Source organism: Streptomyces sp. rh34 (genome assembly GCF_002551245.1).
Taxonomy (GTDB): Bacteria; Actinomycetota; Actinomycetes; order Streptomycetales; family Streptomycetaceae; genus Streptomyces.
Genome location: NZ_NTGZ01000025.1, coordinates 1 through 25,687, shown reverse-complemented (window position 1 = coordinate 25,687; position 25,687 = coordinate 1). Strand labels below are relative to the sequence as shown.

The window sequence follows — 25,687 nt, the reverse complement described above, 5'->3', positions numbered from 1 at the left end:
CCGGGCGGCCCTGAACGCGGCGAACCGCCCCACCGCGAGAGCGGCATCGGACGGCTGCGGCCGGGCCCGCCGGTACAAGCGGTAGGGGCCGATCAGGGCGACGACGAGAAACGCCGCGGCTATGACGAAGAAGAAGACGACGACGGACCTACGCGCACCCCACGGCTTTCGCTGAATTTGTGCCCGGGAAAGGCTCAGATCCCTCTCGTCCGCCCTGTGCCCGCGACCGTACGGTTGCAGCGAAGGCTGTCCGCACAGCAAGTCCCGGGGGAATACATGACGTTCGAGAAGGAATGGGCCGAACTGCGCGCGGCAGCGGCAGAGCGAAGCACCATGCAGCTCAACGGCGCTCCGGCCGAGAGTGGCGGCGGTGCACCCGACCTGGTGGTGAGCCGGGATGACCTCGGCGCTATAGGCAAGGACGCCTACGAGCTGAGGACGAAGCTGTCGAAGGACGGTGACCACGCCCGTCCGGCCACCTTCGACGCGGCGGTCGCGCTCACCAACGGCAACTTCGCGAGCGGTTCGGCGGTGCTCAAGGTGCACGACCGCTGGCAGACCCATCTCAAGACGCTGCTGGATTCCTGCGCGCACATCTCGAATCACCTCGATTACACCAAGGCGCAGCACGCGAAGGACGACGTGAAGATCGGCGGGGATCTGACGGCGGTTTCCAAGCTGTCGGAATACTTGAAGTAGGGCTCGGGGGAGAACGCACATGCTGAGTTACGAGGACATCATCGAAGCCCCGCTGGGGAAACTGAAGGCCGCGGCCGACGACTGGTCGGAGATGGCGGCAAATCTGGAAAAGCTCGCCGATCAGGCCTCCGACGGAATGAAGGCGAAGGCATACAAGGCGAACTGGGAGGGCCTCAACGCGGGGGTCACCAAGGCGTTCGTCGGCAAAACCGCCAAGGAGTTCACGGACGCCGCAACCGAAGCCAAGGGCGTGAAGGCACTGCTCGAAGAGGGGTATACGGCCTTCAAGAAGGCCAGGGACGACCTCATCCACATCCGGGAACACGAAGGGCCGGCGGCCGGAATCCGGGTGGACGGCAGGGGCAGGGTCGCGGCGCGTTCTCCGTTGTCCGAGAACAACGCGGCGCGGCACGAGCCCGACTTCACCCAGCTCCTCCAGCAGGAGAAGAAGAACGTCGAGTCATGGCAGAACAGGATCGACCTCATTGTCGACAACTGCAACGACACCGATGTGACCTTCAAGAACTCCCTTGAGGCCAACGTCACCGACCGCAAGGACTTCAGTGCCCCGAAGTACGCGAAGTTCGACCAGGAAGAGGCGGCCCGCGCGGTCGCCCTGGCAGCCAAGGGCCGGGACCTCACGCCCGCCGAACTCCGGGCGCTGAACGAACTGCTGCGCGAAAACGGCAGGTCGGCGGAGTTCGCGAAGGCCTTCTACGAAAGCCTCGGCCCTGAGAAGTCGCTGGCCTTCTTCGGTCAGCTCTCCACGGACACGCACGAGTACGGAAAGGTCGACAAGGAGCGACTGGCGGACGTCCAAGCGCTTCAGCGTAACCTCGGTCTGAATCTCGCCACAGCCTCGAACGACAAGGCGTTCTCGGCGGAGTGGGGGCCGGACTTGCGCAAGCTCGGAACCGAACGCATCCCGCTGGCCAGGAACGACTACGGCGGGGTGTACGGCTACCAGCTACTGGGTGGCATCATGCGGTACGGGAACTATGATGCCAAGTTCCTCAATCCTATTGCGGAGCATGTCGCTCAGCTGCATCAGAAGAACCCCAACACTTTCGCGGGTACCAACCAGACGAATGCTTACGCGGGGAACCCGTTCAATCCTTCGGGGAAGAGTGGGTCCGGATTCGATCCAGTCACGTCCATGCTTGAGGCTCTGGGGAACAGCCCGGATGCCGCGAAGAAGTTCTTTACCGACAGCCCGACCGCGTACAACGACGATGGCACGGTCGATAAGAAGGACTCGGAACCTCTTGGCAAGGGCGATGACGGGGAGGAGAATTCGTACCTTGACTTCTTCGGGGACGAGAAGTGGAAGTCGTTCCCGGACACCGGCGCTGACAGTCCGGGTGCGACGGACGCGACTCGCCAGCACATGCCGGACGCGTTGGGGCGTGCGCTGGAAGCGGCAACTCTGGGATACCCGGCGGGTGAACCGGACGCGAGCGTGAAGCGGGACGACGACAACGCGGCGGTCATGCAGAAGGTCATGGAGAAGTACGGGTCGGACGCAGGCTTGCTCAAACACCAGGAGGGCTTGGCGGACAGCTTGGGCATCATGGGTGCGGGATACATCGACGACATCAACTGGGCTTTGGATAAGGGGAATCAGGACAGCTCCTTCGCCCCGCCCGAGAATGAAAAGGGGGAGGTAGAGCCGGGGCACATCCCCTTCGGTGATATCAGGGAGGACGGTCGGTACATCGCTCGCGACTTCCTCAGCGCTCTCGGCCAGCATCCGGACGCCTACGCGACTGTCGCCACGGCGGAGCAGGCGTACATCAGAAGCGTTCTGGAGACGCACGTGGGTGCCGATGGAATCGACTCGGGTGCCGCACGTGCGACCGTTCGGGCCGGTGCCGAGGTGCAGGGCATGCTCGATCAGTCCAGGGCTGACCAGGTCCAGGCGGATCGAATGAAGACGCATGAGGACTACGAGAAGGCTGTGGCCAAGCGTGCGGGCTGGGTCGAGTTCGGTGCGACGGCGGGAGTCGCCGCCGGTGTCGCGTTTCTGCCGGTGACAGCTGCGGTGGGTGCTGCCGCCGTACTGATTCCCTTGGCGACCGATACGGCCAGCGGTGCTGCTGAGCAGGTCATCGGTCAGGTCGTCGGGGATTTCTCGGACGGCTCGGTCGAAAGGAGCAAGGAGAAGGCGGAGGAGGGGACCAGAGAGGAATGGGACAGGATCTATCGGTACGGTGAAGCCATGGCGGAGGCTCCGATGGAGGATTTCCTCGCACTCCATGCGACCGAAAGTGATTCCTCTCTTCGAGAGGACCTGAAGCAAGCGATGCTCCTGGGCTACGGGGTCGGAAACGACCGAGAGAATCAGCAGGGTGCAGATCCGGAGACGGGCTGAGGCTGCCCTGGGCAGCAGCGAAAGGTATGAGTGTGAACCGGAACGGAAAGACGCTGGTCGCTGGTCTCGTCGCGGCTCTCTGCGCTACCGCATGCGCATCGGATCCGGAGCCTCAGTCGCCGTACGTGAAAGCAGCGGAGGTGTGCGAGGGAGTTTTCGCGGGTGGCCTGGAGAAGACGGTGGAGGCCGTGGCGGGCGCGCCATCCTTCGAACGGCGAGCGGGCGGTGGCATGGACCGGCTGATCGAGAATATCGAGAAGGGGTACGCCTCCGGTCGTAATTGGGCGCCAGGGGGAGAGCTCTGCGAGTTGGACGCGAAGGGAAGCGGCAGTCGGGAAGACACAGCCTTGGCCTTCCACATATACGCTCCGCATGACGTTAATTACCCAGGGAGCACTGAAGGGGAGCGACGGTTCTCGTTGGGTAAGGAGGCGCTGGCCAACACCCGCTCGGCGGGCATCTATTTCGAATGTGTCAGTCCGCGGCTCGACGGCTCGAAGAACCGTCCGGCGCGAATCTACGGAGGGCTTAGCAACGCCCACGACCGAGGTGACGCCCTGGAGAACTTGATGAACAACCTCGCCGTTCTGCACTCCGCAGCGTTGGCGGTGGCCGAGAAGTTGGAATGTGAGAATGACGCGGGTCTCCCCGAAGAGCTGGACCAGGGTTTGCAAGAGCTCCCACCGCTCGGCCGCCGGGCAGAGTCCGACTCCTGATGACGATGCTGCGTAAGGCGCGCCGGTCGACGGGCATCGCGAGTCGTTGCTCGGTGCCAAGAACGTGGAGGCGGCCGTTCTCACCATGGAGATGCTGGACAGCCCGGAGAACAGCCGCACCTGGCGTAGGGCGAACGAATCGGTGTACGTGCAACCGGAACCCGGCCCGGCCCAAATGCGGTTGCTCGCGGCATGCGCCGTACCAGGCACCATCGCCTCCCAGCCGTCCGATCTGCCGCTTCAGTTCGATGTGATGGGGCAGAGTCTGGGAACGGAGCTCCGGTGGGATCTGCTCAGTGCATTCGCCCGGTCGGTCGTGGAGGAGATGGATTGCGTGAGGCCCCCTGTCATTCCCGCCGCACTGCCTGCGGCGGCGTGAACGGGCGGGGGAGGCCCAGCCGCGGCCTCGTCGGCGTGGTCATCGCGGTGTCCCTGGCGGCAGGCGCGATCAGTTGCTCGGGCGACTGGAAGGCCGGCGCGACGCAGGATCAGTCCACCGGGGCGATCGAACTGTGCGGCGGCGAAGCGGTCTCGGCCGAGGCGGGCAAGGCGCTGAAGGTGATCACGGGGTCCTCGCGGTTCGCGGCGCCGGCCGAGGGATCCACCGTCGCACGCGCCGCCAGGTCGTTGAGTGAGGCGTTCGCCTCCCCTGCCGCCGATGCCGGGGACATCTGCCAGGTGTTCGCGATCAACGCCGTCCAGAGCGATCGGCTGGAGGTCACCTGGGAGCTGGCCGGCGGCCCGCCGGAGGGTGAACCTGCTCCGAAGTTCACGGTGCTCCCGATGGGAGAGCGAACCCTGACGGCTTCGGACTCCGCTGTTGTCCAGTTCGCCTGCCGGTCCGCGATACTGCCCGGCTCCACGCCGGCTCAGGTCAGGATCGGCGTGGAGCGCTGGTCGCCCAAGGAACCCGAAGGCGACCCGGAGAAGCTGAAGGACGCCTACGCGACGGTCGCCCACTCCATCTCGCTGGCCATGGCGAAGGAGCTGGGCTGCGAGAACAACGGCGGGCTGGAGGCCCGGCCGTCACTGGACCCCGTGTGACCCGGTGACGCGCAGCTGCGTGCGGCCGCGTTCGGTCGGCGGTCGCCGCAGCTCTGTCCGCCCCTCGGTAACGGTCTGCGACCGGGGAGGAATAAGCCCTTCCCCGGCAATTCATGGCTAGTTCGGGCCTCACTCCGGCACCCCCTGTGGCCGCTACATTCACCTCTGTCCGGTCCGGACAGACACGACCAGGGGGAAACAGACAGTTATGCGTCCCATAGGAACCAGAAGCCATACCGGCAGATCATTCATGGCGGTGACCGCCCCCGCGGTCGCCGTAGCGCTCGCCGCCATGGGCCTCGCCGCCTCACCGGCCGCTGCCTCACCCGCCGCCGCGGTACCGACCGCCACGACGGCACCCCAGCTCGGCGGCGCCTGCACCGCGGCCGACCTCGGCACCCGCCACCCGTACGTCAAGAACACCGAAGTGTCCCCGACGATCACCCACTTCAAGGGCTGGTACGTCACCGAGGGCACCACCGGCAACCACACCGTCGTCACCAGCACCGAGACGGTCATCACGGTCTCCGTCGGTCTCACCGGCGGCGTCGAGGGCAGTTTCGCCGTCGCGACCCTCGAAGCGGCCAAAGCGAGCCTCGGTCTGGAGGTGAAGGTTGACTACGCCTCCACCAGCAGCGAGTCGAACACGGTTGCATGGAGCTTCAACCAGCCCGGCTACTACGGCGTCTACAAGGGCACGAAGAAGGTCACCGGTACCTACGGAAGCCTCAACTGCAACCGCTCCCAGCAGAGCGACGGAAGCTGGTTGCTGAAGTGGGCCGAGGGTCCCGGCGGTGGCAGCTTCACCACCTACACCACCCTTGAGGAAGGCGCGGTGAGCTGCCAGGACGCGGTGCCCGCGGGCAGCATCATGGCCAAGGCGCAGGGGCTCCTCGACTGCGGCTCGCCCGCCGCGAAGGCCGAGCACCCGGCGGGTGCGGTGGCACCGACGGAGAAGCAGAAGCAGAGGCAGAAGCAGGACCAGGGACAGGACCAGGACCGCCTCGCGCAGCCCCCGGCCCGCACCAGCGGCATGTCCGCCGAACAGCCCGGGGCCACCGGACGCAGTGCGCGGGCCGCTCTCGACTGCCAGACGCAGGTCTACAAGATCGCTGTGCCCGGAAAGCCCCTGTCCTGGGGCGCGCCGCTCCTGGCGGACGACGGTGTCCGCCTGCGGCCCTCGACGATCTTCAGTGCCCATCTGGACCACTGGCGGCTGTGCAACGTGACGGAGGCCAACGGAGTCATCGAGGCGACCCTGTGGAACTGGGGCAACGGCCGGTGCGCGACCATCGCCGCGCCGAACGCGGCCACCGACCGGGCGGTCCTGATGACGGCCTCCTGCGCGGAGGACGACCTCCAGCGGTTCTTCATCTACCGTGACGTACCCGGCAGCTCGAAGATCGGTGTGCAGAACAAGTACACCGGGTCGATGATGGGCCACGACCGGTACGTGGACGGGGAGTTCATCCGCCAGTACTCCAGCGGCAGGCAGGACGGTACGGGTACGTACACCCTGGTCGGCGTCTGACGGCCCACGCCCTGTGAGCGGCCCCCGCACGTGAACCCTCGGCTTCCCGGTTCCGTGCGGGGCCCTTCGCGTCCCCGCCGGAGCGGGAAGCTCCCCGGGGCGGCGGGGGACGCGGGACACCTGGACACTTTCGGACCGGCCCGGTCAGCCGGAGAATGCCGCGAAGGACCGGACCCGTCCGAAGGTTCGTGCCGTTGTCCGACCAGGGGAGAGCCAGCACGTGATCACTGAACCGGAGCTGGTGGGCGAGCCCGGGCCGGGGCGGCCCCCGGACGTGGTGAGCGGGTTCGATCCGGGGCGGGGGCCCGCCGGCGGCGGGCGGCGGTGGCGGGGAGTGCTGTGGGCCGTCGCCGGGGCGCTGACGGCGTCGGCGGTGTGGGCGACGGCGGTCTTCGGCTACGGGATCGGCGGCGACCGGAAGCCTGACCCGCGCGGCTACCGCGTGGAGTCCGGCTCCTGCGCGGCGGTGCGGCTGAAGGCGCTCGCCGAGGCGCTGGGGGAGCCGGCGTCCGAGCCGTCGACCGGGCTGGACGGCATCGAGCACCCCGCCCTCCACCGCATTCGCTGCACCGTCGACTTCACGGCGCCGGTGATTCCGGCGCCGGACGGCGAGGAGGCCTCGGGCTGGTCCACCGGTTATCAGGCGGCCCTCACGGCCGAGCTGCACAAGGAGACCGACCCGCGCCCCGGGTTCGAGGCGAGCGGCACGCTGACGGAAATCGACGGCTCGGGCGTGGAGCGGGTGGAGCGCGTACCGGACCTCGGCGACCTGGCGTATCTGCTGATCATGGAGGACGACTCCATGCGCGTGCAGGTGGTGGACGGCGGTGCCGTCGTGACACTCACCCTGTCCTCCTGGATGTCTCCTCCGGACATCGACCAGGGACGGGACCGTCTGCCCGATGTGGCGGACCAACCGGAGATGCTCGCGTATCGGGCTGAGCTGATCAGCGACACGCGCGATGCGATGAAGGCCCTGAAGACCGGCTGACCGACCGGCCGGTTGTCCTGGCGTCGGCCGCCCTGCGTGCGGACACGGAAGTGGCCGCCCCCTGTCGTGGGGACGGCCACTTCGCGATGGAGACCGTGACCGGATTCGAACCGGTGTAACTCGAGTTGCAGTCGAGCCCCTGAGCCTCTCGGGCACACGGTCGGGTGGGGTGCTGTGTGGCGTTGTTCTCCTGCTGTTCTCCTGCTGCGTTTCTCTGCTGTCCTCTGCTGTGTTTCTTTGCCGTCCACGACGCTACGGGCCGTCGTCCGCCGCCTCAAGGCATCGGGCGGGCCCGCAACGCGACTGCCATACGCCGTTCACACCCGGTCCGCTGCCGGGGCTCGGGACCTACGACCAAGGGCCGAGTGCGGTGCCGCACATGGACAGGGTTCAAACCGCTCCACGCCTCTTACGCTGGGCCCATGACCGCCCTCGAACCGCGTGACGGCGCCGACGCCGCACACCTCGCGCCGCCCGCGACCGACGATCACTCCCCGGACCCGCTGTCCGACATCCCCCTCGCAGCCGTCGAAGGGGTCCTCGGGCGCACCTACCGGGCGCTCAGCATCGGCATCGTCTCCGTGGTGTTCCTCATCGCGTTCGAGGCCACGGCGGTCGGCACGGCCATGCCGGTCGCCGCGCGTGAACTGAACGGGATCCCCCTCTACGCGTTCGCCTTCTCCGCCTACTTCACCACCAGCCTGTTCGCCATGGTCCTCTCCGGGCAGTGGGCCGACCGGCGCGGGCCGCTCCAGCCGCTCGCCACCGGGATCACCGCGTTCGGCGTCGGCCTGCTGCTCTCCGGGGCGGCCACCAGCATGTGGATCTTCATCGCCGGCCGGGCGGTCCAGGGACTCGGCGGCGGGCTGGTGATCGTCGCCCTGTACGTGGTCATCGGGCGGGCCTACCCCGAGCGCATCAGGCCCGCGATCCTGGCCGCCTTCGCCGCGAGCTGGGTGATCCCCTCCGTCGTCGGGCCGCTGGCCTCCGGGACGGTGACCGAGCACCTCGGCTGGCGCTGGGTCTTCGTCGGTATCCCGGCGCTCATCGTGATCCCGCTCGTCCTGGCCCTCCCGGCGATCCGGCGGACGGCCTCCGGGCCCGCGGACCCGGCCGCCGCCAACGAACCGTACGACCGCCGCCGGATCCGGCTCGCCCTCGGGATATCGGCCGGGGCGGGGCTGCTCCAGTACGCGGGGCAGGAGCTCACCTGGCTCGCCCTCCTGCCGGCCGCCCTCGGCGTCGCCCTGCTGGTGCCCGCCGTACGCGGACTGCTGCCCACCGGGACCGTACGGGCGGGGCGCGGGCTGCCCTCGGTGGTCCTGCTGCGCGGGGTCGCCGCCGGGTCGTTCGTCGCCGCCGAGTCCTTCGTACCGCTGATGCTGGTCACCCAGCGCGGGCTGTCCCCGACGATGGCCGGGCTCTCGCTGGCCGTGGGCGGGGCGACCTGGGCGCTCGGTTCGTTCGTACAGTCCCGGCCCCGCATGGAGCCCCACCGGGAGCGGCTGATGGTCAGCGGCATGGTCCTGGTCGCCGCCTCGATCGCGGTGGCGCCCTCCGTGCTGATCGAGGGGGTCCCGGTCTGGACCGTCGCCGTCGCCTGGGCCTTCGGCTGCTTCGGGATGGGCATGGTGATCGCCTCCACCAGTGTGCTGCTGCTGAAGCTGTCGGCCCCGGAGGAGGCGGGCTCCAACTCCGCCGCCCTCCAGATCTCCGACGGGCTCTCCAACGTGCTGCTCCTGGCCGGAGGCGGCGCGGCCTTCGCCGCGCTCGGCGGCGGGGCGGTGGGCGCGGCCGCGCACGGGGCGGTGGAGGCCGGAGCCGCCGGCTCGCACCCGGGTGCGTTCGCCGCCGTGTTCCTGCCGATGGCGGGGGTGGCACTCGCGGGGGCCTGGGTGGCGACCCGGGTCGTCGTGCGGGAGAAGCACGCCGGGTGAGCGGCGTGCGGGCGGGCTTCGGAGCCCGCCCGCGGGTCGGATACCGGCCCCGCGGGCATCGCTGTGAAGAGCGTCTCAACGGAACCGCACCACGGCTCGTTCGTACGAGATCTTCACCGGGCCCCCGGTAAGGTGGCCCGGTTGTCGTATCGCGGGCCGGGCCGATCAGGGCCGGGTCCGGTGCGGACAGCGCCCCACGTACCCGAGAGCCCCGAACCGGAGACCGTGACTACTACCACCGCCTCCCACCACCTCTCACCCGCCTTTCCCGGCCGCGCCCCCTGGGGCACCGCCGGGAAGCTGCGAGCCTGGCAGCAGGGCGCCATGGAGAGGTACGTCCAGGAGCAGCCGCGCGACTTCCTCGCCGTCGCGACGCCCGGCGCGGGCAAGACCACGTTCGCGCTGACCCTCGCGTCGTGGCTGCTGCACCACCATGTCGTACAACAGATCACCGTCGTCGCCCCGACCGAGCACCTCAAGAAGCAGTGGGCGGAGGCGGCCGCGCGGATAGGGATCAAGCTCGACCCCGACTACAGCGCCGGCCCGCTGAGCAAGGACTACCACGGGGTCGCCGTGACGTACGCCGGTGTCGGCGTCCGTCCGATGCTGCACCGCAACCGCTGCGAGCAGCGCAAGACGCTCGTGATCCTCGACGAGATCCACCACGCCGGTGACTCGAAGTCCTGGGGCGAGGCCTGCCAGGAGGCGTTCGACCCGGCGACCCGGCGGCTCGCGCTGACCGGTACGCCGTTCCGGTCGGACACCAACCCGATCCCGTTCGTCGCGTACGAGGAGGGCAACGACGGCATCCGCCGCTCCTCCGCCGACTACACCTACGGCTACGGCAACGCGCTCGCCGACGGCGTCGTCCGCCCGGTCATCTTCCTCAGCTACAGCGGCAACATGCGCTGGCGCACCAAGGCCGGCGACGAGATCGCCGCCCGGCTCGGCGAGCCGATGACCAAGGACGCCATCGGGCAGGCCTGGCGCACCGCGCTGGCGCCCACCGGCGAGTGGATCCCCAACGTGCTCTCCGCCGCCGACAAGCGGCTCACCGAGGTCCGCAAGGGCATCCCCGACGCGGGCGGCCTCGTCATCGCGACCGACCAGGAGTCGGCACGCGCCTACGCCAAGATCCTCAAGAAGGTCACCGGCGAGACGCCGACCGTGGTCCTCTCCGACGAGAAGGCCGCCTCCAAGAAGATCGACAAGTTCAGCGCGGACGAGTCGCGCTGGATGGTCGCGGTGCGGATGGTGTCCGAAGGCGTCGACGTGCCGCGCCTCGCCGTCGGCGTGTACGCGACCACCATCTCCACCCCCCTCTTCTTCGCCCAGGCCGTCGGCCGCTTCGTGCGCTCCCGCAGGCGCGGCGAGACCGCGTCCGTCTTCGTGCCGACGATCCCGATGCTCCTCGACTTCGCCAACGAGATGGAGGTCGAGCGCGACCACGTGCTCGACAAGCCGAAGAAGGGCAGCGACGAGGAGAACCCGTTCTCCGAGGAGGACAAGCTCCTCGCCGACGCGGAGAAGCTGGAGGACGAGGAGACCGAGGAGCAGCTGCCCTTCGAGGCGCTGGAGTCCGACGCCGTCTTCGACCGCGTGCTGTACGACGGCGCCGAGTTCGGCATGCAGGCCCACCCCGGCTCCGAAGAGGAGCAGGACTACCTCGGCATCCCCGGGCTCCTCGAACCCGACCAGGTCCAGCTCCTCCTCCAGAAGCGGCAGAGCCGGCAGATCGCGCACAGCCGCCAGAAGCCGGCCGAGGAGGCCGACCTCCTGGAGAAGCCCGCCGACGCCCGGCCCGTGGTCACCCACAAGCAGCTGCTGAGCCTGCGCAAGCAGCTCAACACGATGGTCTCCGCCTACACCCACCAGAGCGGCAAGCCCCACGGTGTCATCCACACCGAGCTGCGCCGGGTCTGCGGCGGCCCGCCGAGCGCCGAGGCCACGGCCCACCAGATCCAGCAGCGCATCGTGAAGGTCCAGGAGTGGGCGACCCGGATGACGTGACCCCCGGTGCCGTCCGATTTCGTCGGCCCGTACGGAGGATCAACCTCCGTACGGGCCGACGGCGTTCCCGGGCAGGGCGGCGACGCTCCCGGCTTCCGTGGAGACGGTTCCGGCCGTTGGGGGCGGGAAATTTTCACGATGGCCGTTCACACACTGTTAACGTTGGTTCACATCTGTGCACTGCGGTCCTGTCGGTGTCGTGACACGTGAACGCGCGTAGATGTTCGCTTTCCGGACGCCGTCCCGCTGACCGGCCCTTATGCGTGCGCCGTTCCGGGGCTCCGTGTCCGGAGACCGGATTCTGGACGAGGACTTCCGCTGAGCGGACTGGCTCGCTACTGTCCCCGCCATATGAACGCCCCGTGGCAACGCCGCCGCGGAGCGCAGCCGGTGCCTTGCCAGGCCGGCGGCCTCTCCGTGCGTCGCCGCTGGGACCGGCGTCGCAACCCCGCCGGAGCAGGACCGTCGTCGCTCACCCCGAAGAGGAGAGGGCGTCGTGACAGCGGAAACCTCCCAGACGCTCGACCGAGGACTGCGCGTCCTCAAACTGCTCGCCGACACCGATCACGGCCTGACCGTCACGGAGTTGTCCAACAAGCTCGGTGTCAACCGGACCGTCGTCTACCGTTTGCTCGCCACGCTGGAGCAGCACGCACTGGTCCGCCGTGATCTGGGCGGCCGCGCCCGCGTCGGCCTCGGTGTGCTGCGGCTCGGCCGACAGGTGCACCCGCTCGTCCGGGAGGCCGCGCTGCCCGCGCTGCGTTCCCTGGCCGAGGACATAGGGGCCACCGCCCACCTCACGCTCGTCGACGGCAGCGACGCCCTCGCGGTCGCCGTCGTCGAGCCCACCTGGACCGACTACCACGTCGCCTACCGGGCCGGCTTCCGGCACCCGCTGGACCGGGGCGCGGCCGGCCGGGCCATCCTGTCCGCCCGGCAGACGACGGAGGCCGGACACCCCGGATACACCCTCACCCACGGCGAACTCGAGGCCGGGGCCAGCGGGGCGGCCGCGCCCCTGGTCGGGGTCTCGGGCGTGGAGGGCAGCGTCGGCGTCGTCATGCTCGCCGACGCCGTACCGGAACGGGTCGGGCCCCGCGTGCTCGACGCCGCCCGGGAAGTGGCCGACGCGCTGCGGTAGGCCCGTACCGGCCGGGAGCGCCCGCGCCCGCCCAGGCGCTCCCCGGCCGGTACGCGTCAAAGGCGTCGCCGGCGTGCGGGCGAAACGTCGTGGAGGGCGGCGCCGAGGGCGGCGCACGCCTGGCGCGTTCCGGCCGGAGGGCGGCGGTTAGATTGGGTGCGTGCTCACTCGTCTCACGCGCCCCCGCGTCCTCGCCCTCTGCGCGCTGCCGGTCCTCGCCCTCTTCGGTACGGCGGCCTTCGCACCGCTGCCGTTCACCCTGGCCCGGCCCGGACTGACCGCGGACGTGCTCGGCGAGGACGACGGGCGGCCGGTGATCACCATCACCGGCGCCGAGACCCGGCCCACCGACGGGCAGCTGAGGATGACGACGATTCTCGCCACCGGGCCGAAGGCGGACGTCCGTGTCGGCGAGGTGATCGACGGCTGGTTCCGGACCGACCGGGCGGTCATGCCGCGCGACTCCGTCTACCCCACCGGCGGCTCCGAGAAGGAGATCGAGAAGCACAACCTCGACGACATGAAGCAGTCGCAGAACGTCGCCGTCGACGCCGCCCTGAACTACCTGGACCGCGAGCCCGGGTCGATGCGCGTCGAGGTGGACCTCGGCGACGTCGGCGGCCCGAGCGCCGGCCTCTTCCTCTCCCTCGGCATCATCGACAAGCTCGACGGCAACGGCTCCGGCGGCGACCTCACCGGCGGCCGCACCATCGCCGGTACGGGGACGATCGACGCGGACGGCAAGGTCGGCGCGGTCGGCGGGGTGTCGATGAAGGCCCAGGGCGCCCACCGCGACGGGGCGAGCGTCTTCCTCGTGCCGAAGGCCGAGTGCGCTCAGGCGGAGGCCGAGGCGCCCGACGGGCTGCGGATCGTGCCCGTCTCCACGCTGAAGGACGCGGTCGGCTCGCTCAAGGCCCTGGAGACGGGCGGGCCGGTGCCGAGCTGCTGACCTGCACCGACGGCACCGACTGTGCCACGGGTGGCGCCGGCAGTACGGGCTCCGTCACCGGCCCGTCGTCCAGCGTCCGCCAGGACGGGAAAACCAGCGGGCTCAGCGTGGCCAGGAAGTAGACCCCGCCCATCAGCAGCAGCGCCCCCGTCGCCCCGGCGCCCTCCACCAGCAGCCCGGCCGCGAGCCCGCCCAGCGGCATCGCGAACTCGCACCCCGCCGTCAGCGCCCCCGACACCCGGCTGCGCAGCCGGTCCGGCACGCGCTCGTAGATCACCGTCGTCAGGATCGGGTTCAGCACGCCGCCCGCGATCCCGCCGAGCAGCATCGTCACCGCGAGCGGGAGCGTCGTCCCGGTCACCGCGGCGACCAGGAACCTCGGCGCGCCGCACAGGATCACGCACACTGTGAACACCGCCCGGCGGGGGAACCGGTGCCCCACCGCCCCGTACAGCAGCGCCCCCACCAGCCCGCCCGCCCCGAACAGCGCGGTGAGCAGTCCGATGGAGGTCGCACCGCCCAGCTCGCTCTCGGCGTGCACCGGAAGCAGCACGGCATACCAGCCCTGGTCGGTGCCGTTCATGAACATCACCATGACCACGATCGCCAACAACAGCCGGTTTCCCAGCGCGTGGGCGTATCCCTCGCGGAGTTCGGAGCCGTAGGTGCGCAGCGATACCGGGGCCTCGGCCTTCCGCGGCTCGGCCGCGCGGATCCCCCGTACGCCTGCGGCGATCAGCAGGGCGGACAGGGCGAACGTCGCCGCGTCCAGCAGCAGGACCGTCTCCGCGCCGGCGAAGGCGATGAGGACTCCGGCGAGCGCCGCGCCGACCATCCGGGCCCCGCGCGAGACCGCGTCGAAGAGGCTGGCGGCCCGGGGGAGCGTGGTGCCGGCGTGCTCGGCCAGATCCGGGATCAGGACGTAGCGCGCGGTGTTGCCCGGGGTGTGCGCGAACCCGTTGACCGCCATCAGCGCGCACAGCATCCAGAAGTCGAGGACGTCGGCGAAGTGCAGCAGCGGGATCGAGGCGATGGCCGACGCGCACACGGCGTCGGAGGCGATGGCGACCCGGCGGCGGCCGATCCGGTCGATGACCGGTCCGCCGATCAGCGCGGCGACGACGATCGGCAGGGTGGCGCAGAAGGCGACCACTCCGGCCCGGCCCGCGCTGCCGGTGGTCTCCAGGACGAACCAGGGGACGCCGATCAGCGTCAGTGACGTGCCCGCCGTCGAGATGGAGTTGGCCGCGAGCGTGGCGGCGAGCGGGGTGCGGTTCCCCATGGTGCTGTCTCCCCCGAGTCGGTGGTCAGACCGGATGGAAGGCGGCGGTGCGAGCCGCGGTCGCCTCCCGGCTCCGGGTCGTCAGGCGCAGACCCACCTCGACCAGGGCCCAGCCGACCCGGGTGCGCAGGCTGGTGCGGGGGAGGCGGAACGGCGTTGCCGTGTGGTGGAGTTCGGCGGCTCGGGTGACGTGCAGGAGGTGGTGGACGTCGGCGTGCATAACGGGGTTCCCTTCGGGTGGCGGGGCGTTGTGGTGTGCGGTGGGGTCATTCGGAGGGGCGCGGGAAGGTGTGCAGGTGGGTCTGGACGAGGGCCGATCCCTCGGTGCCTTCGGGGACGACGCCGCGGTAGCTCTCCACGAGTTCGTGGACCTTTTCGGCCAGCTCCAGAGCGAGTTCCGGAGTGAGGCGGATCTTGAAGTCGCTCATGTCCCAGCCGCGCTGCCACTCCTCCGGCCAGTCGCCCAGCGTGCCCAGCCAGGTGGTCAGATCCTGGGCGTGGGCGGTGGCTGTCTCGTGCAGGACGAAGTCGATGGCCCCGCGCACCTCGGGGTCGGCGTGCGTCCGGAAGTCCGCAGCCTGGAACATCGTGCCGTCGTGCACCGACCGCCACCAGCGCTCGCGGCCCTTGCCCAGCTCCGGGGCGTCCTCGACCAGTCCGCTCTCCGCCAGCTGGCGCAGGTGGTAGCTGGTCGCTCCGCTGGACTCGCCCAGCCGCTCACCGAGCTTGGAGGCGGTGGCCGGGCCGAACTCGCGCAGCGTGTTCAGCAGTCGGAGCCGTAGGGGGTGGGCGACCGCGCGCAGCGTGCGGGCGTCGATGGTGTGGACCCTGCGGTCGGTTCCGTCGTGGCGATAGGGGCGCGGGTCGTTCTGGTCGTTCTCGTTCTCCGGCATACTTCGACAGTAGAGATGCAAAGAATGCTTTGCAAGGCTTTTTTGCAACGGGACTTTTGCAGCGATCCCTTGGCAACTCACCCCTCCCCGATGAACCCCTCCGCCACCAGCCAGTCCTTCGCCACCTCGTGCGGGTCCTCGCCGTCCACGTCCACCTTGGCGTTCAGCGTCTGCGCGACCTCGGTCGTCAGCTTCTTCGCGAGCGGGTCCAGCAGCTCCGCGATCACCGGGTACTTCTCGAAGGTCGCCTCGTGGATGACCGGGGACGCGTTGTAGTTGGGGAAGAAGTTCTCGTCGTCCTCCAGGACGTCCAGGTTCATGGCCTTGATGCGCCCGTCGGTGGTGAACACCTCGCCCAGCAGGCAGGAGTCGGACTCGGACACCTGGGTGTAGATGATCCCGGCGTCCATCTTCCGGATGTTGCCGGCCGGGATCCTCATCCCGTACTTCTTCTCCATGCCGGGCAGCCCGTCGTCGCGGGAGGCGAACTCGTTCTCCACGCAGATCGTCACCGCGCCCGGGTCCTTCTTCGCCAGGGCCGCCACGTCCGAAAGGGTCTTCAGCCGGTACCTGGCGTTGTTCTTCTTGCTGATGGCGAGCGCGTACGTGTTGTCGAGCGGGGCGGGCGGCAGCCACACCACCCCGTTGCCCCGGTCCTCGTCCCGTACCGCCTCGTACTGCTTCTTCGGGTCGACCACGGGGTCGGCGTGGCCGAGGAAGGTGATCCAGCCGGTGCCGGTGTAGTCCCACTGGGCGTCGGCGTCGCCGTTGATGATGGCCTCGCGCGCGCTGATCGAACCCGGCAGGTTCGTCCGGTCCAGGACCTCCGCCCCGGCCGCCCTGAACACCAGGCCGGTCATCTGGCCCAGGATGATGTTCTCGCTGAAGTTCTTCGACGTCACGGTCAGCGTCGCGCCCTTGAGCGGCTCGCCCTGCCCGACCGACCCGGGCGACACGTCGTCCACCATCGGCGAACCGCTCTTGAGCCCGCAGCCGCTCAGCGTCACCGCCAGGGCCAGGCCGCCGATCACCAGGGCCCGGCGCCGGGAAACGTACGCCGTCCTCCTCATCGCTCCTCCAGCCCGCGTGGCGTCAGCGCCAGTTCGGCCAGCGAGGCCAGCCAGTCCACCAGCAGGGCCAGCACCACCGTCAGCACCGAGCCGATGATCAGGACCGGCATCCGCTGCGTCTGGATCCCCGAGGTGATCAGGTCGCCCAGTCCGCCGCCCCCGCCGAACGTCGCCAGCGTCGCCGTGCCGACGTTCAGGACGAGTGCGGTACGCACTCCGGCCAGGATCAGCGGCACCGCGAGCGGCAGCTCCACCTTCATCAGGACGCCCCGGCCGGACATCCCCATCCCGCGCGCCGCCTCGATCATGTTCGGCTCGATCGCCCGCAGGCCCGCCACCGTGTTGGAGAGCACCGGGAGCACCGCGTAGATCACGATGCCGATGATCGCGGTCCGCGGGCCGATGCCCAGCCAGATCACCAGCAGCGCCAGCAGGCCGATCGCGGGCGTCGCCTGCCCGATGTTGGCCAGCGCGGTGAACGCCGGGGCCGCCTTCCGCAGCCGCCGCCGGGTCAGGGCGATGCCCAGCGGGATCGCGATGATCAGCACCCAGAACGTGGAGATCGCCGTCAGCCGCACGTGCTGCCACCAGCGCAGCTGCACATTGCCGCCGGTCAGTGAGTTCTCCGCGATCGAGTCCAGGTGGGTGTTGGTGATCCATACGTAGGTGACGACCAGGAGCACCGCCAGCACCACCGGCAGGACCACCAGCTTTCGCCAGGTGAACCGGCGCGCGGGCACCGCCGGGGCGGGGGAGGGGTCGCTCTCCTCGTCGTGGAACGCGTGGCCCTTGACGTCGTGTTCGCCCGGCGGCCGGGTCGGGGCGGGGCCCTTGCCGGAGCCTGACGGATGGCTGGGACTCATCGGCCGCCGCCACCCCCCTCCAGCTCCTGCTCCGTCTGGTGGACCCGCAGCTCCTCCAGCTCGTGCTGGTGCTCCATCGCCGTCAGCCGGTCGGCCTCCAGCAGCTCCTGCACGTTGTCCATCAGCGTCTTCATGTCGACGACCCCGATGAACTCGCCGCGCCGCCCGGTCACCGCGACCCGGCCGCCGCTGTCGGTGAGGACCGCCTCCAGCGCGTCGTGCAGGGTGGCGTCCCGGGTCACCGTGTCGTGCACCAGCTGCCCGGCCCGCGCCAGCGAACCGCGCGCCCGCATCAGGTCGCCGCGCCGCAGCCACTTGTACGGGCGGTTGCGGCGGTCCAGCATCAGCAGCTCGTTGTGCGGGCCGCTGCGCAGCTTGTTGAAGATCGACTGGAGCGGGTCCTCGACCGTCACCGTCGGGAAGTCCGCGATGCCCACATCCCGTACGCGGGTCAGGTTCAGCCGCTTCAGGGCCGCGCCCGCGCCGACGAAGCCGGAGACGAAGTCGTCCGTCGGGTTGGTGAGGATCGCCTCGGGGGTGTCGAACTGCGCGATGTGCGAGCGCTCCCGCAGCACCGCGATCCGGTCGCCGAGCTTGATCGCCTCGTCGAAGTCGTGGGTGACGAACACGATCGTCTTGTGCAGCTCGTGCTGGAGCCGGATCAGCTCGTCCTGGAGGTGGTCGCGGGTGATCGGGTCGACCGCCCCGAACGGCTCGTCCATCAGCAGTACGGGAGGGTCGGCGGCCAGCGCCCGCGCCACGCCCACCCGCTGCTGCTGCCCGCCGGAGAGCTGGCGCGGATAGCGGCCGTGGAACTCGCGCGGGTCCAGGCCCACCAGGTCGAGCATCTCCTCCACCCGGCCCTTCACCCGGGACTTGGACCAGCCGACCATCTTCGGGACCAGGGCGATGTTGTCCGCGACCGTCATGTGCGGGAAGAGACCGGAGGACTGGATGGCATAGCCGATCTTGCGGCGCAGCTTCACCGGGTCGATGTCGGTGACGTCCTCGTCGTCGATACGGATCCGGCCCGACGTCGGCTCGATCAGCCGGTTGATCATCTTCAGGGTGGTGGACTTCCCGCAGCCGGACGGCCCGACGAAGACCACGGTCTCGCCCGCCCTGATCTCCATCGACACGTTCTCGACGGCCGGGTTCGGGTTGCCCGGGTAGCTCTTGGTGAGGTTCTCCAGCTGGATGGTGGCCCCGGAGGTGGCGGCGGCCCCGCCCGTGGCGGCGGCCCCGGTGTCGGTCTCGGTCTCAGGCACGGATCCCCCTCGGGATGGTCAGCCGTCCCAGCAGGACGTACGCGGCGTCGAAGAGCAGGGCGAGGACGACGATGCCGAGCGTGCCCGCGAGGACCTGGTTGATCGCGTTGGCGCTGCCCAGCGAGGCGATGCCCCGGAAGATCTCGTTGCCGAGGCCGGGCCCGGAGGCGTACGCGGCGATGGCGGCGATGCCCATCAGCATCTGGGTGGAGACCCGGATCCCGGTCAGGATCGGCGGCCAGGCGAGCGGCAGCTCCACCCGGCACAGCCGCGCCAGCCGCGACATCCCGATGCCCGTCGCCGCGTCGACCAGCGACGGATCGACGCCCCGCAGCCCGACGACGGAGTTCCGGACGATCGGCAGCAGCCCGTACAGCGTCAGGGTGATCACCGTCGGTGCGACGCCGAGGCCCACCAGCGGGATCAGCAGACCGATCGCGGCCAGGGACGGAATGGTGAGGATCGTCGCCGTGGAGGTGATGGCCAGCGAGCCGCCCCAGCCGCTGCGGTAGCTCACCACCCCGATGACCACCCCCAGCACGGTGGCGATGACCATGCACTGGAAGACCGCGCTGACGTGCTGGAACGCGTCCGTGAGGAGCTGCTGGTGGCGGGTGCTCAGGTACTCCCAGAAGCTCACACGGCACTCCTTCGGATCAATGACGCCCCGGGGCCTCGGATCGGTCGGTGTCCTCGGCCGCCTGTTCCACCAGAGGGATGACCCGCAGGGGAACCGGGTTCTCCATGACGATCGCCGTGGAGGCCCGGACAATGCCATCAAATCCGACAACCCGGTCGATCACCCGCTGAAGGTCGGCGTTGGAACGGGCGACCAGCCGGCAGAACATGTCGCCGTGCCCGGTGGTGGTGTGCAGCTCCAGCACTTCCGGTACGCCGCCCAAATGGGCTCGTACGTCGGCCCCTTGGCCCTGCTTGATCTCCAGCGTGGCGAACGCGGTGACCGGGTAGCCGAGCGCCGCCGGATCCACGTCCGGGCCGAATCCCCGGATGACGCCGTTCGACTGAAGACGGTCCAGCCGCGCCTGCACGGTCCCGCGCGCCACCCCGAGCCGCCGGGATGCTTCGAGGACGCCGATCCGCGGTTCGCGCGCCAGGAGCACGATGAGCCGCCCGTCCAGATGATCGATCGCCATGAGCCCGCCTTCGATGGTCATCCTGTACAGATAGTCCGGCCATCATGGCGATCCGCTGTCCACATTGACCAGTGGATGTGCGAACTGTTGCGCACCTTGCGATGGGGGGAGAGCCTTCGAACATGACTGAGACTCTGCACACCAGCCCCGAAACCGCCCGGCAGGCCGACCCCTTCCCGGTCAAGGGAATGGACGCGGTCGTCTTCGCCGTGGGCAACGCCAAGCAGGCCGCGCACTACTACTCGACCGCCTTCGGCATGAAGCTGGTCGCCTACTCCGGACCGGAGAACGGCACCCGCGAGACCGCGAGTTACGTCCTGACCAACGGCGCCGCCCGCTTCGTGTTCACCTCCGTGATCAAGCCGTCCACCGAGTGGGGCACCTTCCTCACCGACCATGTCGCCGAGCACGGCGACGGCGTCGTCGACCTCGCGATCGAGGTCCCGGACGCCCGGGCCGCGTACGCGTACGCCGTGGAGCACGGCGCCCGCGGCCTCACCGAGCCGCACGAGGTCAAGGACGAGCACGGGACCGTCGTCCTCGCCGCCATCGCCACGTACGGCAAGACCCGCCACACCCTGGTGGAGCGCACCGGTTACGAGGGCCCCTACCTCCCCGGTTTCGCGGCGGCCTCGCCGATCGTCGAGCCGCCCGCCAAGCGCACCTTCCAGGCGATCGACCACTGCGTCGGCAACGTCGAGCTCGGCCGGATGAACGAGTGGGTCGGCTTCTACAACCAGGTCATGGGCTTCACCAACATGAAGGAGTTCGTGGGCGACGACATCGCCACCGAGTACTCCGCCCTGATGTCGAAGGTCGTCGCCGACGGCACGCTCAAGGTCAAGTTCCCGATCAACGAGCCGGCCATCGCGAAGAAGAAGTCGCAGATCGACGAGTACCTGGAGTTCTACGGCGGCGCGGGGGTCCAGCACATCGCGCTCGCCACGAACGACATCGTCGCCACGGTCCGCTCGATGCGCGCCGCCGGCGTCCAGTTCCTGGACACCCCCGACTCGTACTACGACACGCTCGGCGAGTGGGCCGGCGAGACCCGGGTGCCGGTCGAGACCCTGCGCGAGCTGAAGATCCTCGTCGACCGCGACGAGGACGGCTACCTGCTGCAGATCTTCACCAAGCCGGTCCAGGACCGGCCGACCGTCTTCTTCGAGATGATCGAGCGCCACGGCTCCATGGGCTTCGGCAAGGGCAACTTCAAGGCCCTGTTCGAGGCGATCGAGCGCGAGCAGGAGAAGCGCGGCAACCTCTGAGCCGCATGTCCGCGAGCCGCTCGGCCCCGGGCCGCGGCTCCGCCTGATCCGCGTCCCGCACGCAGAACGCCGCCGCGGCCCGGGGCAGTACCCCGGACCGCGGCGGCCCACGTCCTTCACGGCACCCCGTCACCCGCCGCCCGTCACGGACTCTTCGAGGCCTCGGCCGCCGGGCTGCTCTCCGCGGTCCTCGACGGGGCCGGGGACGGGGACGGGGAAGGGGCCGCCTTCGAGGGGGCCGGAGCCTCGGGCCTCGTCTCCCGCTTCGGTTCCGGCTTCGGTTCCGGCTTCGGCTCCGGGGCAGGCGGCGGTGGGGGCGGCTGCGTGTCGCCCGGCCCGCCCGGTGGCGGCTCGCCCAGCGCCTCCAGCGCCTGACGGGCCAGCGGCGCGGCGAGCGGCGAGAAGGCCGGGTTGGTGCGCACGGCCTGCTCAAGATTCCGGCGCGCCGGACCGTAGTCCTCCAGCTCCCGCTGGATCACGCCCAGGTGGTACGCGTACGAGGCGTTCCGCACGCCCGTGCCGACGGCCCGCTCCGCGTACCCGAGCCCCTCCTGCGACCTGCCCGCCCGGTGCAGCGCCCAGCCCAGCGCGTCCGCCACCGCCGCACTGCGGTGCTGCTTCGCCCACTGGCCGCGCAACAGCTCCACCGCCTCCTCCGGGTCCCCGTGATCGGCCTCGTAGCGGGCCAGCAGCAGGGACTCGTCGACCCCGGCCTTCTTCGCCCCGGCCACCATCTTGCGCAGCCCGGCGTACTGGGTGCGGGCGTCCCCGTCCAGCCCCAGCGACTCGTACAGCTCGCCCAGCTCCAGGGCGTACTCCGGCCGCGGGAGCTTCTCCAGCGCGCTCGTGTACGCGGCCAGCGCCTCGTCGGTGCGCTCCAGCGCCACCAGGGCCCGCGCCCGGCCCGCCAGCGAGGCGTGGTGACCGGCGTCCGTGCGGAGCGCCGCGTCGAACTGCGCCACCGCCTCCTCCGGTTCGCCGCGCTCCCAGGCCAGCTCGCCGAGACGGTGCAGCGCCTCGGCCTTCTCGGCGGGCCGCGTGGCCCGGTCCGCCGCCTCCCGGGCGGTGGCCAGCGCGTCCTCGCGCCAGCCCTGGCCCCGGTACAGCTCGGCGGTGCGGGCCAGCGCCGGAACGCCCTTGCGCAGCTCGCCGAACCTCTCCGTCGCCGCGGTCGCCGCTTTCTGGTCGCCGAGCCCGGTGTACGCGTCGATGAGGACCGGGTACACGCTCCAGGCCTTCGGCTGCTGCTTCTTCACGGTCTCGCCCCACCGCTTCGCCGCGACGAAGTCGTGCCGGGCGTTGGCCAGGGCCGCCAGGCCCACCCACGCCTCCTCGTTCCCGCGCTCGCCCGCCCGCGCCTCCAGCGAGCGCTTCAGGGCCTCCTCGGCGCGCGCATAGTACGCCGGGTCCGCCGAACGCCGCGCCCACTCCACGTACGCCGTGCCGAGCGTCGCCAGGGCCGGGGCGTCGGACGGGTGGGACTCCACCCACTTCTTCCGGTCCCCGATCAGCGCGGTGAGGTCCGAGAGCGAGGCGGGGGAGCCCGCGGTCGTCGCCGCCTCGGCCCGCTCGACCGGCCCCGGCTCCTTCGGCCCGTCGCCCTCCCCGTCCTCCACCGCCACCAGCGCCCCGGCCAGCAGCACCCCGGCGGCGACCGCGCCGACCGCGGCCCTGCGCAGCGTCGTCCGCAGGGTGGGCGGCGGCGGAGGTACGGCGGTGGCGCCTTCGGCGGGCATCACGTAGGGGTCCTGCGGGGACGGCTCGGGCGGCCGGCGCGACTCCGGATCCTGCTGCGGCATGACATCCATGGCCCTCACTGTGCGTCAGTCATACGAGCACACCGCGCCTTGGGATCGTCGCCGCCCACGGGTTCACACCATTGGCCCCGGGTGTCACGCTCGGACCATGAGCGATCTCCTCGAACGGCTGCGCGCGGGACTGCCCCCGGAAGCGCTGATCACCGATCCGGACGTGACCGCGTCCTACGCCCACGACATGGCGAGCTTCTGCGAGGCCGGCACCCCGGCCGTCGTCGTGCTCCCGCGCACGGTCGAGCAGGTCCAGCACGTCATGCGCACCGCCACCGCGCTGCGCGTCCCGGTCGTCCCGCAGGGCGCCCGTACCGGCCTGTCCGGCGCGGCCAACGCCTCGGACGGCTGCGTCGTGCTGTCCCTGGTGAAGATGGACCGGATCCTGGAGATCAGCCCGGTCGACCGGATCGCCGTCGTCGAGCCGGGCGTCGTCAACGCCGTCCTGTCACGCGCGGTGAACGAACACGGTCTGTACTACCCGCCGGACCCCTCCAGCTGGGAGACGTGCACCATCGGCGGCAACATCGGCACCGCGTCCGGCGGTCTGTGCTGCGTGAAGTACGGGGTCACCGCCGAGTACGTCCTGGGCCTGGACGTCGTCCTCGCCGACGGACGGCTCCTGACCACCGGCCGCCGCACCGCCAAGGGCGTCGCCGGGTACGACCTGACCCGGCTCTTCGTCGGCTCCGAGGGCAGCCTCGGGATCGTCGTCAAGGCCGTCCTCGCGCTCAGGCCGCAGCCGCCCCAGCAGCTCGTCGTCGCCGCCGAGTTCTCCTCGGCCGCCGCCGCGTGTGACGCTGTGTGCCGGATCATGGAGCGTGGTCACACCCCGTCACTCCTCGAACTGATGGACCGTACGACCGTGCGTGCCGTCAACGCGCTGGCCTCCATGGGCCTGCCCGAGACCACCGAGGCCCTGCTGCTCTGCGCCTTCGACACCCCCGACCCGTCGGCCGACCTCGCCGCCGTCGGAGCGCTGTGCACCGCCGCCGGGGCCACCGAGGTGGTCCCCGCCGATAACCACGCCGAATCCGAACTCCTCCTCCAGGCCCGCCGGATGTCGCTCACCGCCCTGGAGGCCGTCAAGTCCGCCACGATGATCGACGACGTCTGCGTACCGCGCTCGCAGCTCGGCGCGATGCTCGCGGGCACGGCCGCCATCGCCGAGGAGTACGACCTCACCATCGGCGTCTGCGCCCACGCGGGCGACGGCAACACCCATCCCACCGTCTGCTTCGACCACACCGACCCCGACGAGTCCCGCCGGGCCCGAGCGTCCTTCGACGCGATCATGGCGCTCGGCCTGGAACTGGGCGGAACCATCACCGGCGAACACGGCGTCGGCGTCCTCAAGAAGGAGTGGCTCGCCCGCGAACTGGGCGAGACCGGCATCGAACTGCAGCGCTCCATCAAGGCGGCCTTCGACCCGCTCGGCCTCCTCAACCCCGGCAAGCTCTTCTGACAGCGGCCCTCCTGTCCGGCCGCCCTCACGCCTCGCCGTCCTGGGACGACGCGTCGTCCGCCGACCACGGGTCGCCGAGCCAGAGGTCGTCGGCCGGCAGGGGGGCCAGCAGCTCCGCCAGCGCCTCGTCGATGCCGAGCCGGTCGCTCTCCGCGCCCGGTGGCACGACCCGCAGGGTCCGCTCCACCCAGGCGGCCACGGCGGGCGAGGACACCTCGAGCAGGGCGTTGCCGTCGGGCGAGGTGAGGGCCACGCAGATGACGCTGCGGCCCGCGACCTTCGTCGGCCAGATCCGTACGTCCCCGTGCCCGCACGGCCGGAACACGCCCTCCACCAGCAGCTCCCGGGCGAACGTCCAGTGCACCGGCGACTCGGAGCCGATGTGGAAGGCGATGTGCACGGCGTACGGGTCGTCCGTGCGATACGTCAGCCGGGCGGGTACCGGGATGGACCGCTCGGGGGACAGGACCAGCTTCAGCTCCAGCTCACGTTCCACGATGCTCAGCATGAGAATGCACAACCTTCCGGTGCTCGTGGGCCGGTCCCGTGACCGTCCCGCACAAGGAGAGAGCGCCCTCCCCGCCACCTATTACGCGACTTCCCGAAAAAACTTCATGCGGTCCCGAAAGTGGTCCCAAACAGGTGGACCGGCCCGGGGGCGGCCGGCTGTCTGATAGATGTGGACCCTTGTATTGAGGCCGTCCGCCCGCCCGGCGGGGACGGCCTGAGGCCTCGAAGAGATACGGGACCCGCTGATGAGCGCGCCAACTCCGGCACCCGGTGACGAAAGCCCCCGTGAGGGCTACTACCCCGACCCCTCCATCCCCGGCTACGTCCGGTACTGGAACGGCGCGTCCTGGGTTCCCGGCACGAGCCGCCCCGCGCCCCGGCAGACCGGTCCGACCGCCGCCCCCGCCGCCCCCGCGGCCGGTGCGCAGGACGCGCCGGTGGAGGAGACCGGGCCGATCTTCTTCGACGAGGAGGACGGCCCCCGGGGTGGCCTCCAGGACGGCCCGGTGGCCCCGGCGGGGCCCGGTGAACCCGCCCCGGACCACGCGGACTCCGCGTCCGTCTGGCAGGCGGACACCGCACGCCAGAACGGTTTCGGCGGCGAACGGGACCGCCGGGTCGACTGGGGCGGTCCGGCGCAGGAGCCCGCCGGCCGCCCGTCGCCGCAGGCCGACCCGAGGGCGCCGCTGGCCCAGGACCTGTCTCTTATACACATCT

General features: G+C 70.3%; 24 protein-coding genes and 1 tRNA gene. 14 read left to right on the top strand and 11 right to left on the bottom strand.

What is annotated here, in order from left to right:
* Positions 1 to 276 precede the first annotated feature (276 nt).
* The 7 genes from CR470_RS08160 (at position 277) to CR470_RS08130 (ending at position 7,352) form a co-directional block, all read left to right on the top strand.
* Positions 277 to 699, top strand: a complete 423-nt coding sequence (locus CR470_RS08160; RefSeq protein WP_097866892.1) for a hypothetical protein — start codon at positions 277 to 279, stop codon at positions 697 to 699.
* Between the two features lie 19 nt (positions 700 to 718).
* Positions 719 to 3,070: a DUF6571 family protein gene (locus CR470_RS08155; protein WP_097866891.1), complete on the top strand. Its 2,352-nt coding sequence runs from the start codon at positions 719 to 721 to the stop codon at positions 3,068 to 3,070.
* A gap of 32 nt (positions 3,071 to 3,102) precedes the next feature.
* Positions 3,103 to 3,786, top strand: a complete 684-nt coding sequence (locus CR470_RS08150) for a hypothetical protein (RefSeq protein ID WP_143663789.1) — start codon at positions 3,103 to 3,105, stop codon at positions 3,784 to 3,786.
* A gap of 85 nt (positions 3,787 to 3,871) precedes the next feature.
* Positions 3,872 to 4,165, top strand: coding sequence for a hypothetical protein (locus CR470_RS08145; protein ID WP_143663788.1), 294 nt, complete (start codon positions 3,872 to 3,874; stop codon positions 4,163 to 4,165).
* On the top strand, positions 4,162 to 4,830 hold the full coding sequence (locus CR470_RS08140) for a hypothetical protein (protein WP_179892181.1): 669 nt from the start codon (positions 4,162 to 4,164) through the stop codon (positions 4,828 to 4,830). Before CR470_RS08145 ends, CR470_RS08140 begins: the two co-directional genes overlap by 4 nt.
* Before the next feature lie 250 nt (positions 4,831 to 5,080).
* A complete protein-coding gene (locus tag CR470_RS08135; protein ID WP_257138506.1) occupies positions 5,081 to 6,361 on the top strand; it encodes a hypothetical protein in 1,281 nt (426 codons plus the stop codon).
* A 220-nt stretch (positions 6,362 to 6,581) separates the two neighbouring features.
* On the top strand, positions 6,582 to 7,352 hold the full coding sequence (locus tag CR470_RS08130; RefSeq protein WP_097866887.1) for a hypothetical protein: 771 nt from the start codon (positions 6,582 to 6,584) through the stop codon (positions 7,350 to 7,352).
* Positions 7,353 to 7,439: 87 nt separating this feature from the next.
* Here the strand turns inward: CR470_RS08130 and CR470_RS08125 are convergent.
* A tRNA-Cys gene (locus CR470_RS08125) sits at positions 7,440 to 7,514 on the bottom strand.
* Between the two features lie 260 nt (positions 7,515 to 7,774).
* On the opposite strand from CR470_RS08125, the gene CR470_RS08120 reads away from it, so the two are divergent.
* The 4 genes from CR470_RS08120 to CR470_RS38675 all read left to right on the top strand — a co-directional run bounded on the left by CR470_RS08120 (position 7,775) and on the right by CR470_RS38675 (position 13,389).
* A complete protein-coding gene (locus CR470_RS08120; RefSeq protein WP_097866886.1) occupies positions 7,775 to 9,289 on the top strand; it encodes an MFS transporter in 1,515 nt (504 codons plus the stop codon).
* 225 nt (positions 9,290 to 9,514) lie between these two features.
* Positions 9,515 to 11,299: a DEAD/DEAH box helicase gene (locus CR470_RS08115; RefSeq protein WP_097866885.1), complete on the top strand. Its 1,785-nt coding sequence runs from the start codon at positions 9,515 to 9,517 to the stop codon at positions 11,297 to 11,299.
* Positions 11,300 to 11,795: 496 nt separating this feature from the next.
* Entirely contained in the window at positions 11,796 to 12,440 is a 645-nt protein-coding gene (locus tag CR470_RS08110; protein WP_018958460.1) for an IclR family transcriptional regulator, read from the top strand.
* Positions 12,441 to 12,600: 160 nt separating this feature from the next.
* On the top strand, positions 12,601 to 13,389 hold the full coding sequence (locus CR470_RS38675) for a S16 family serine protease (protein WP_107489453.1): 789 nt from the start codon (positions 12,601 to 12,603) through the stop codon (positions 13,387 to 13,389).
* Here the strand turns inward: CR470_RS38675 and CR470_RS08105 are convergent.
* From CR470_RS08105 to CR470_RS08070, 8 genes are all read right to left on the bottom strand, one after another.
* Positions 13,349 to 14,671, bottom strand: a complete 1,323-nt coding sequence (locus tag CR470_RS08105; RefSeq protein WP_107489452.1) for an MFS transporter — start codon at positions 14,669 to 14,671, stop codon at positions 13,349 to 13,351. The genes CR470_RS38675 and CR470_RS08105 overlap by 41 nt on opposite strands.
* Positions 14,672 to 14,696: 25 nt before the next feature.
* Positions 14,697 to 14,891, bottom strand: a complete 195-nt coding sequence (locus tag CR470_RS08100) for a hypothetical protein (protein WP_097866884.1) — start codon at positions 14,889 to 14,891, stop codon at positions 14,697 to 14,699.
* Positions 14,892 to 14,937: 46 nt separating this feature from the next.
* A complete protein-coding gene (locus tag CR470_RS08095; RefSeq protein WP_097866883.1) occupies positions 14,938 to 15,564 on the bottom strand; it encodes a winged helix-turn-helix domain-containing protein in 627 nt (208 codons plus the stop codon).
* Positions 15,565 to 15,641: 77 nt separating this feature from the next.
* On the bottom strand, positions 15,642 to 16,634 hold the full coding sequence (locus CR470_RS08090; protein WP_373561393.1) for a glycine betaine ABC transporter substrate-binding protein: 993 nt from the start codon (positions 16,632 to 16,634) through the stop codon (positions 15,642 to 15,644).
* Positions 16,631 to 17,497 (bottom strand): ABC transporter permease, encoded by an 867-nt coding sequence (locus tag CR470_RS08085; protein WP_097866882.1) that lies wholly within the window; start codon positions 17,495 to 17,497, stop codon positions 16,631 to 16,633. The genes CR470_RS08090 and CR470_RS08085 overlap by 4 nt, the downstream gene beginning before the upstream one ends.
* On the bottom strand, positions 17,494 to 18,765 hold the full coding sequence (locus CR470_RS08080) for an ABC transporter ATP-binding protein (RefSeq protein ID WP_097866881.1): 1,272 nt from the start codon (positions 18,763 to 18,765) through the stop codon (positions 17,494 to 17,496). Before CR470_RS08080 ends, CR470_RS08085 begins: the two co-directional genes overlap by 4 nt.
* Positions 18,758 to 19,405, bottom strand: a complete 648-nt coding sequence (locus CR470_RS08075; RefSeq protein WP_097866880.1) for an ABC transporter permease — start codon at positions 19,403 to 19,405, stop codon at positions 18,758 to 18,760. The genes CR470_RS08080 and CR470_RS08075 overlap by 8 nt, the downstream gene beginning before the upstream one ends.
* Before the next feature lie 16 nt (positions 19,406 to 19,421).
* The gene (locus CR470_RS08070; protein ID WP_097866902.1) at positions 19,422 to 19,919 is read right to left on the bottom strand and encodes an Lrp/AsnC family transcriptional regulator; all 498 of its coding nucleotides are present in this window, start codon (positions 19,917 to 19,919) and stop codon (positions 19,422 to 19,424) included.
* A gap of 122 nt (positions 19,920 to 20,041) precedes the next feature.
* On the opposite strand from CR470_RS08070, the gene hppD reads away from it, so the two are divergent.
* A complete protein-coding gene (gene hppD / locus CR470_RS08065) occupies positions 20,042 to 21,187 on the top strand; it encodes a 4-hydroxyphenylpyruvate dioxygenase (protein WP_097866879.1) in 1,146 nt (381 codons plus the stop codon).
* A gap of 143 nt (positions 21,188 to 21,330) precedes the next feature.
* Here the strand turns inward: hppD and CR470_RS08060 are convergent, their stop codons facing one another.
* Complete coding sequence (locus tag CR470_RS08060; protein WP_097866878.1) at positions 21,331 to 22,995, bottom strand: tetratricopeptide repeat protein; 1,665 nt, start codon at positions 22,993 to 22,995, stop codon at positions 21,331 to 21,333.
* Between the two features lie 97 nt (positions 22,996 to 23,092).
* Here CR470_RS08060 and CR470_RS08055 point away from each other — a divergent pair, with 97 nt between their 5' ends.
* Positions 23,093 to 24,460 carry an FAD-binding oxidoreductase gene (locus tag CR470_RS08055; protein ID WP_097866877.1) on the top strand — a complete coding sequence of 456 codons (1,368 nt, stop codon included), beginning with the start codon at positions 23,093 to 23,095 and terminating at the stop codon, positions 24,458 to 24,460.
* A 25-nt stretch (positions 24,461 to 24,485) separates the two neighbouring features.
* Here the strand turns inward: CR470_RS08055 and CR470_RS08050 are convergent, their stop codons facing one another.
* A complete protein-coding gene (locus CR470_RS08050; RefSeq protein ID WP_097866876.1) occupies positions 24,486 to 24,968 on the bottom strand; it encodes an SsgA family sporulation/cell division regulator in 483 nt (160 codons plus the stop codon).
* Between the two features lie 247 nt (positions 24,969 to 25,215).
* Between CR470_RS08050 and CR470_RS08045 the strand changes: the two genes are divergently transcribed.
* Positions 25,216 to 25,687, top strand: a 472-nt coding sequence (locus tag CR470_RS08045; protein WP_143663787.1) for a DUF2510 domain-containing protein, incomplete at its 3' end; no start/stop codon positions are given.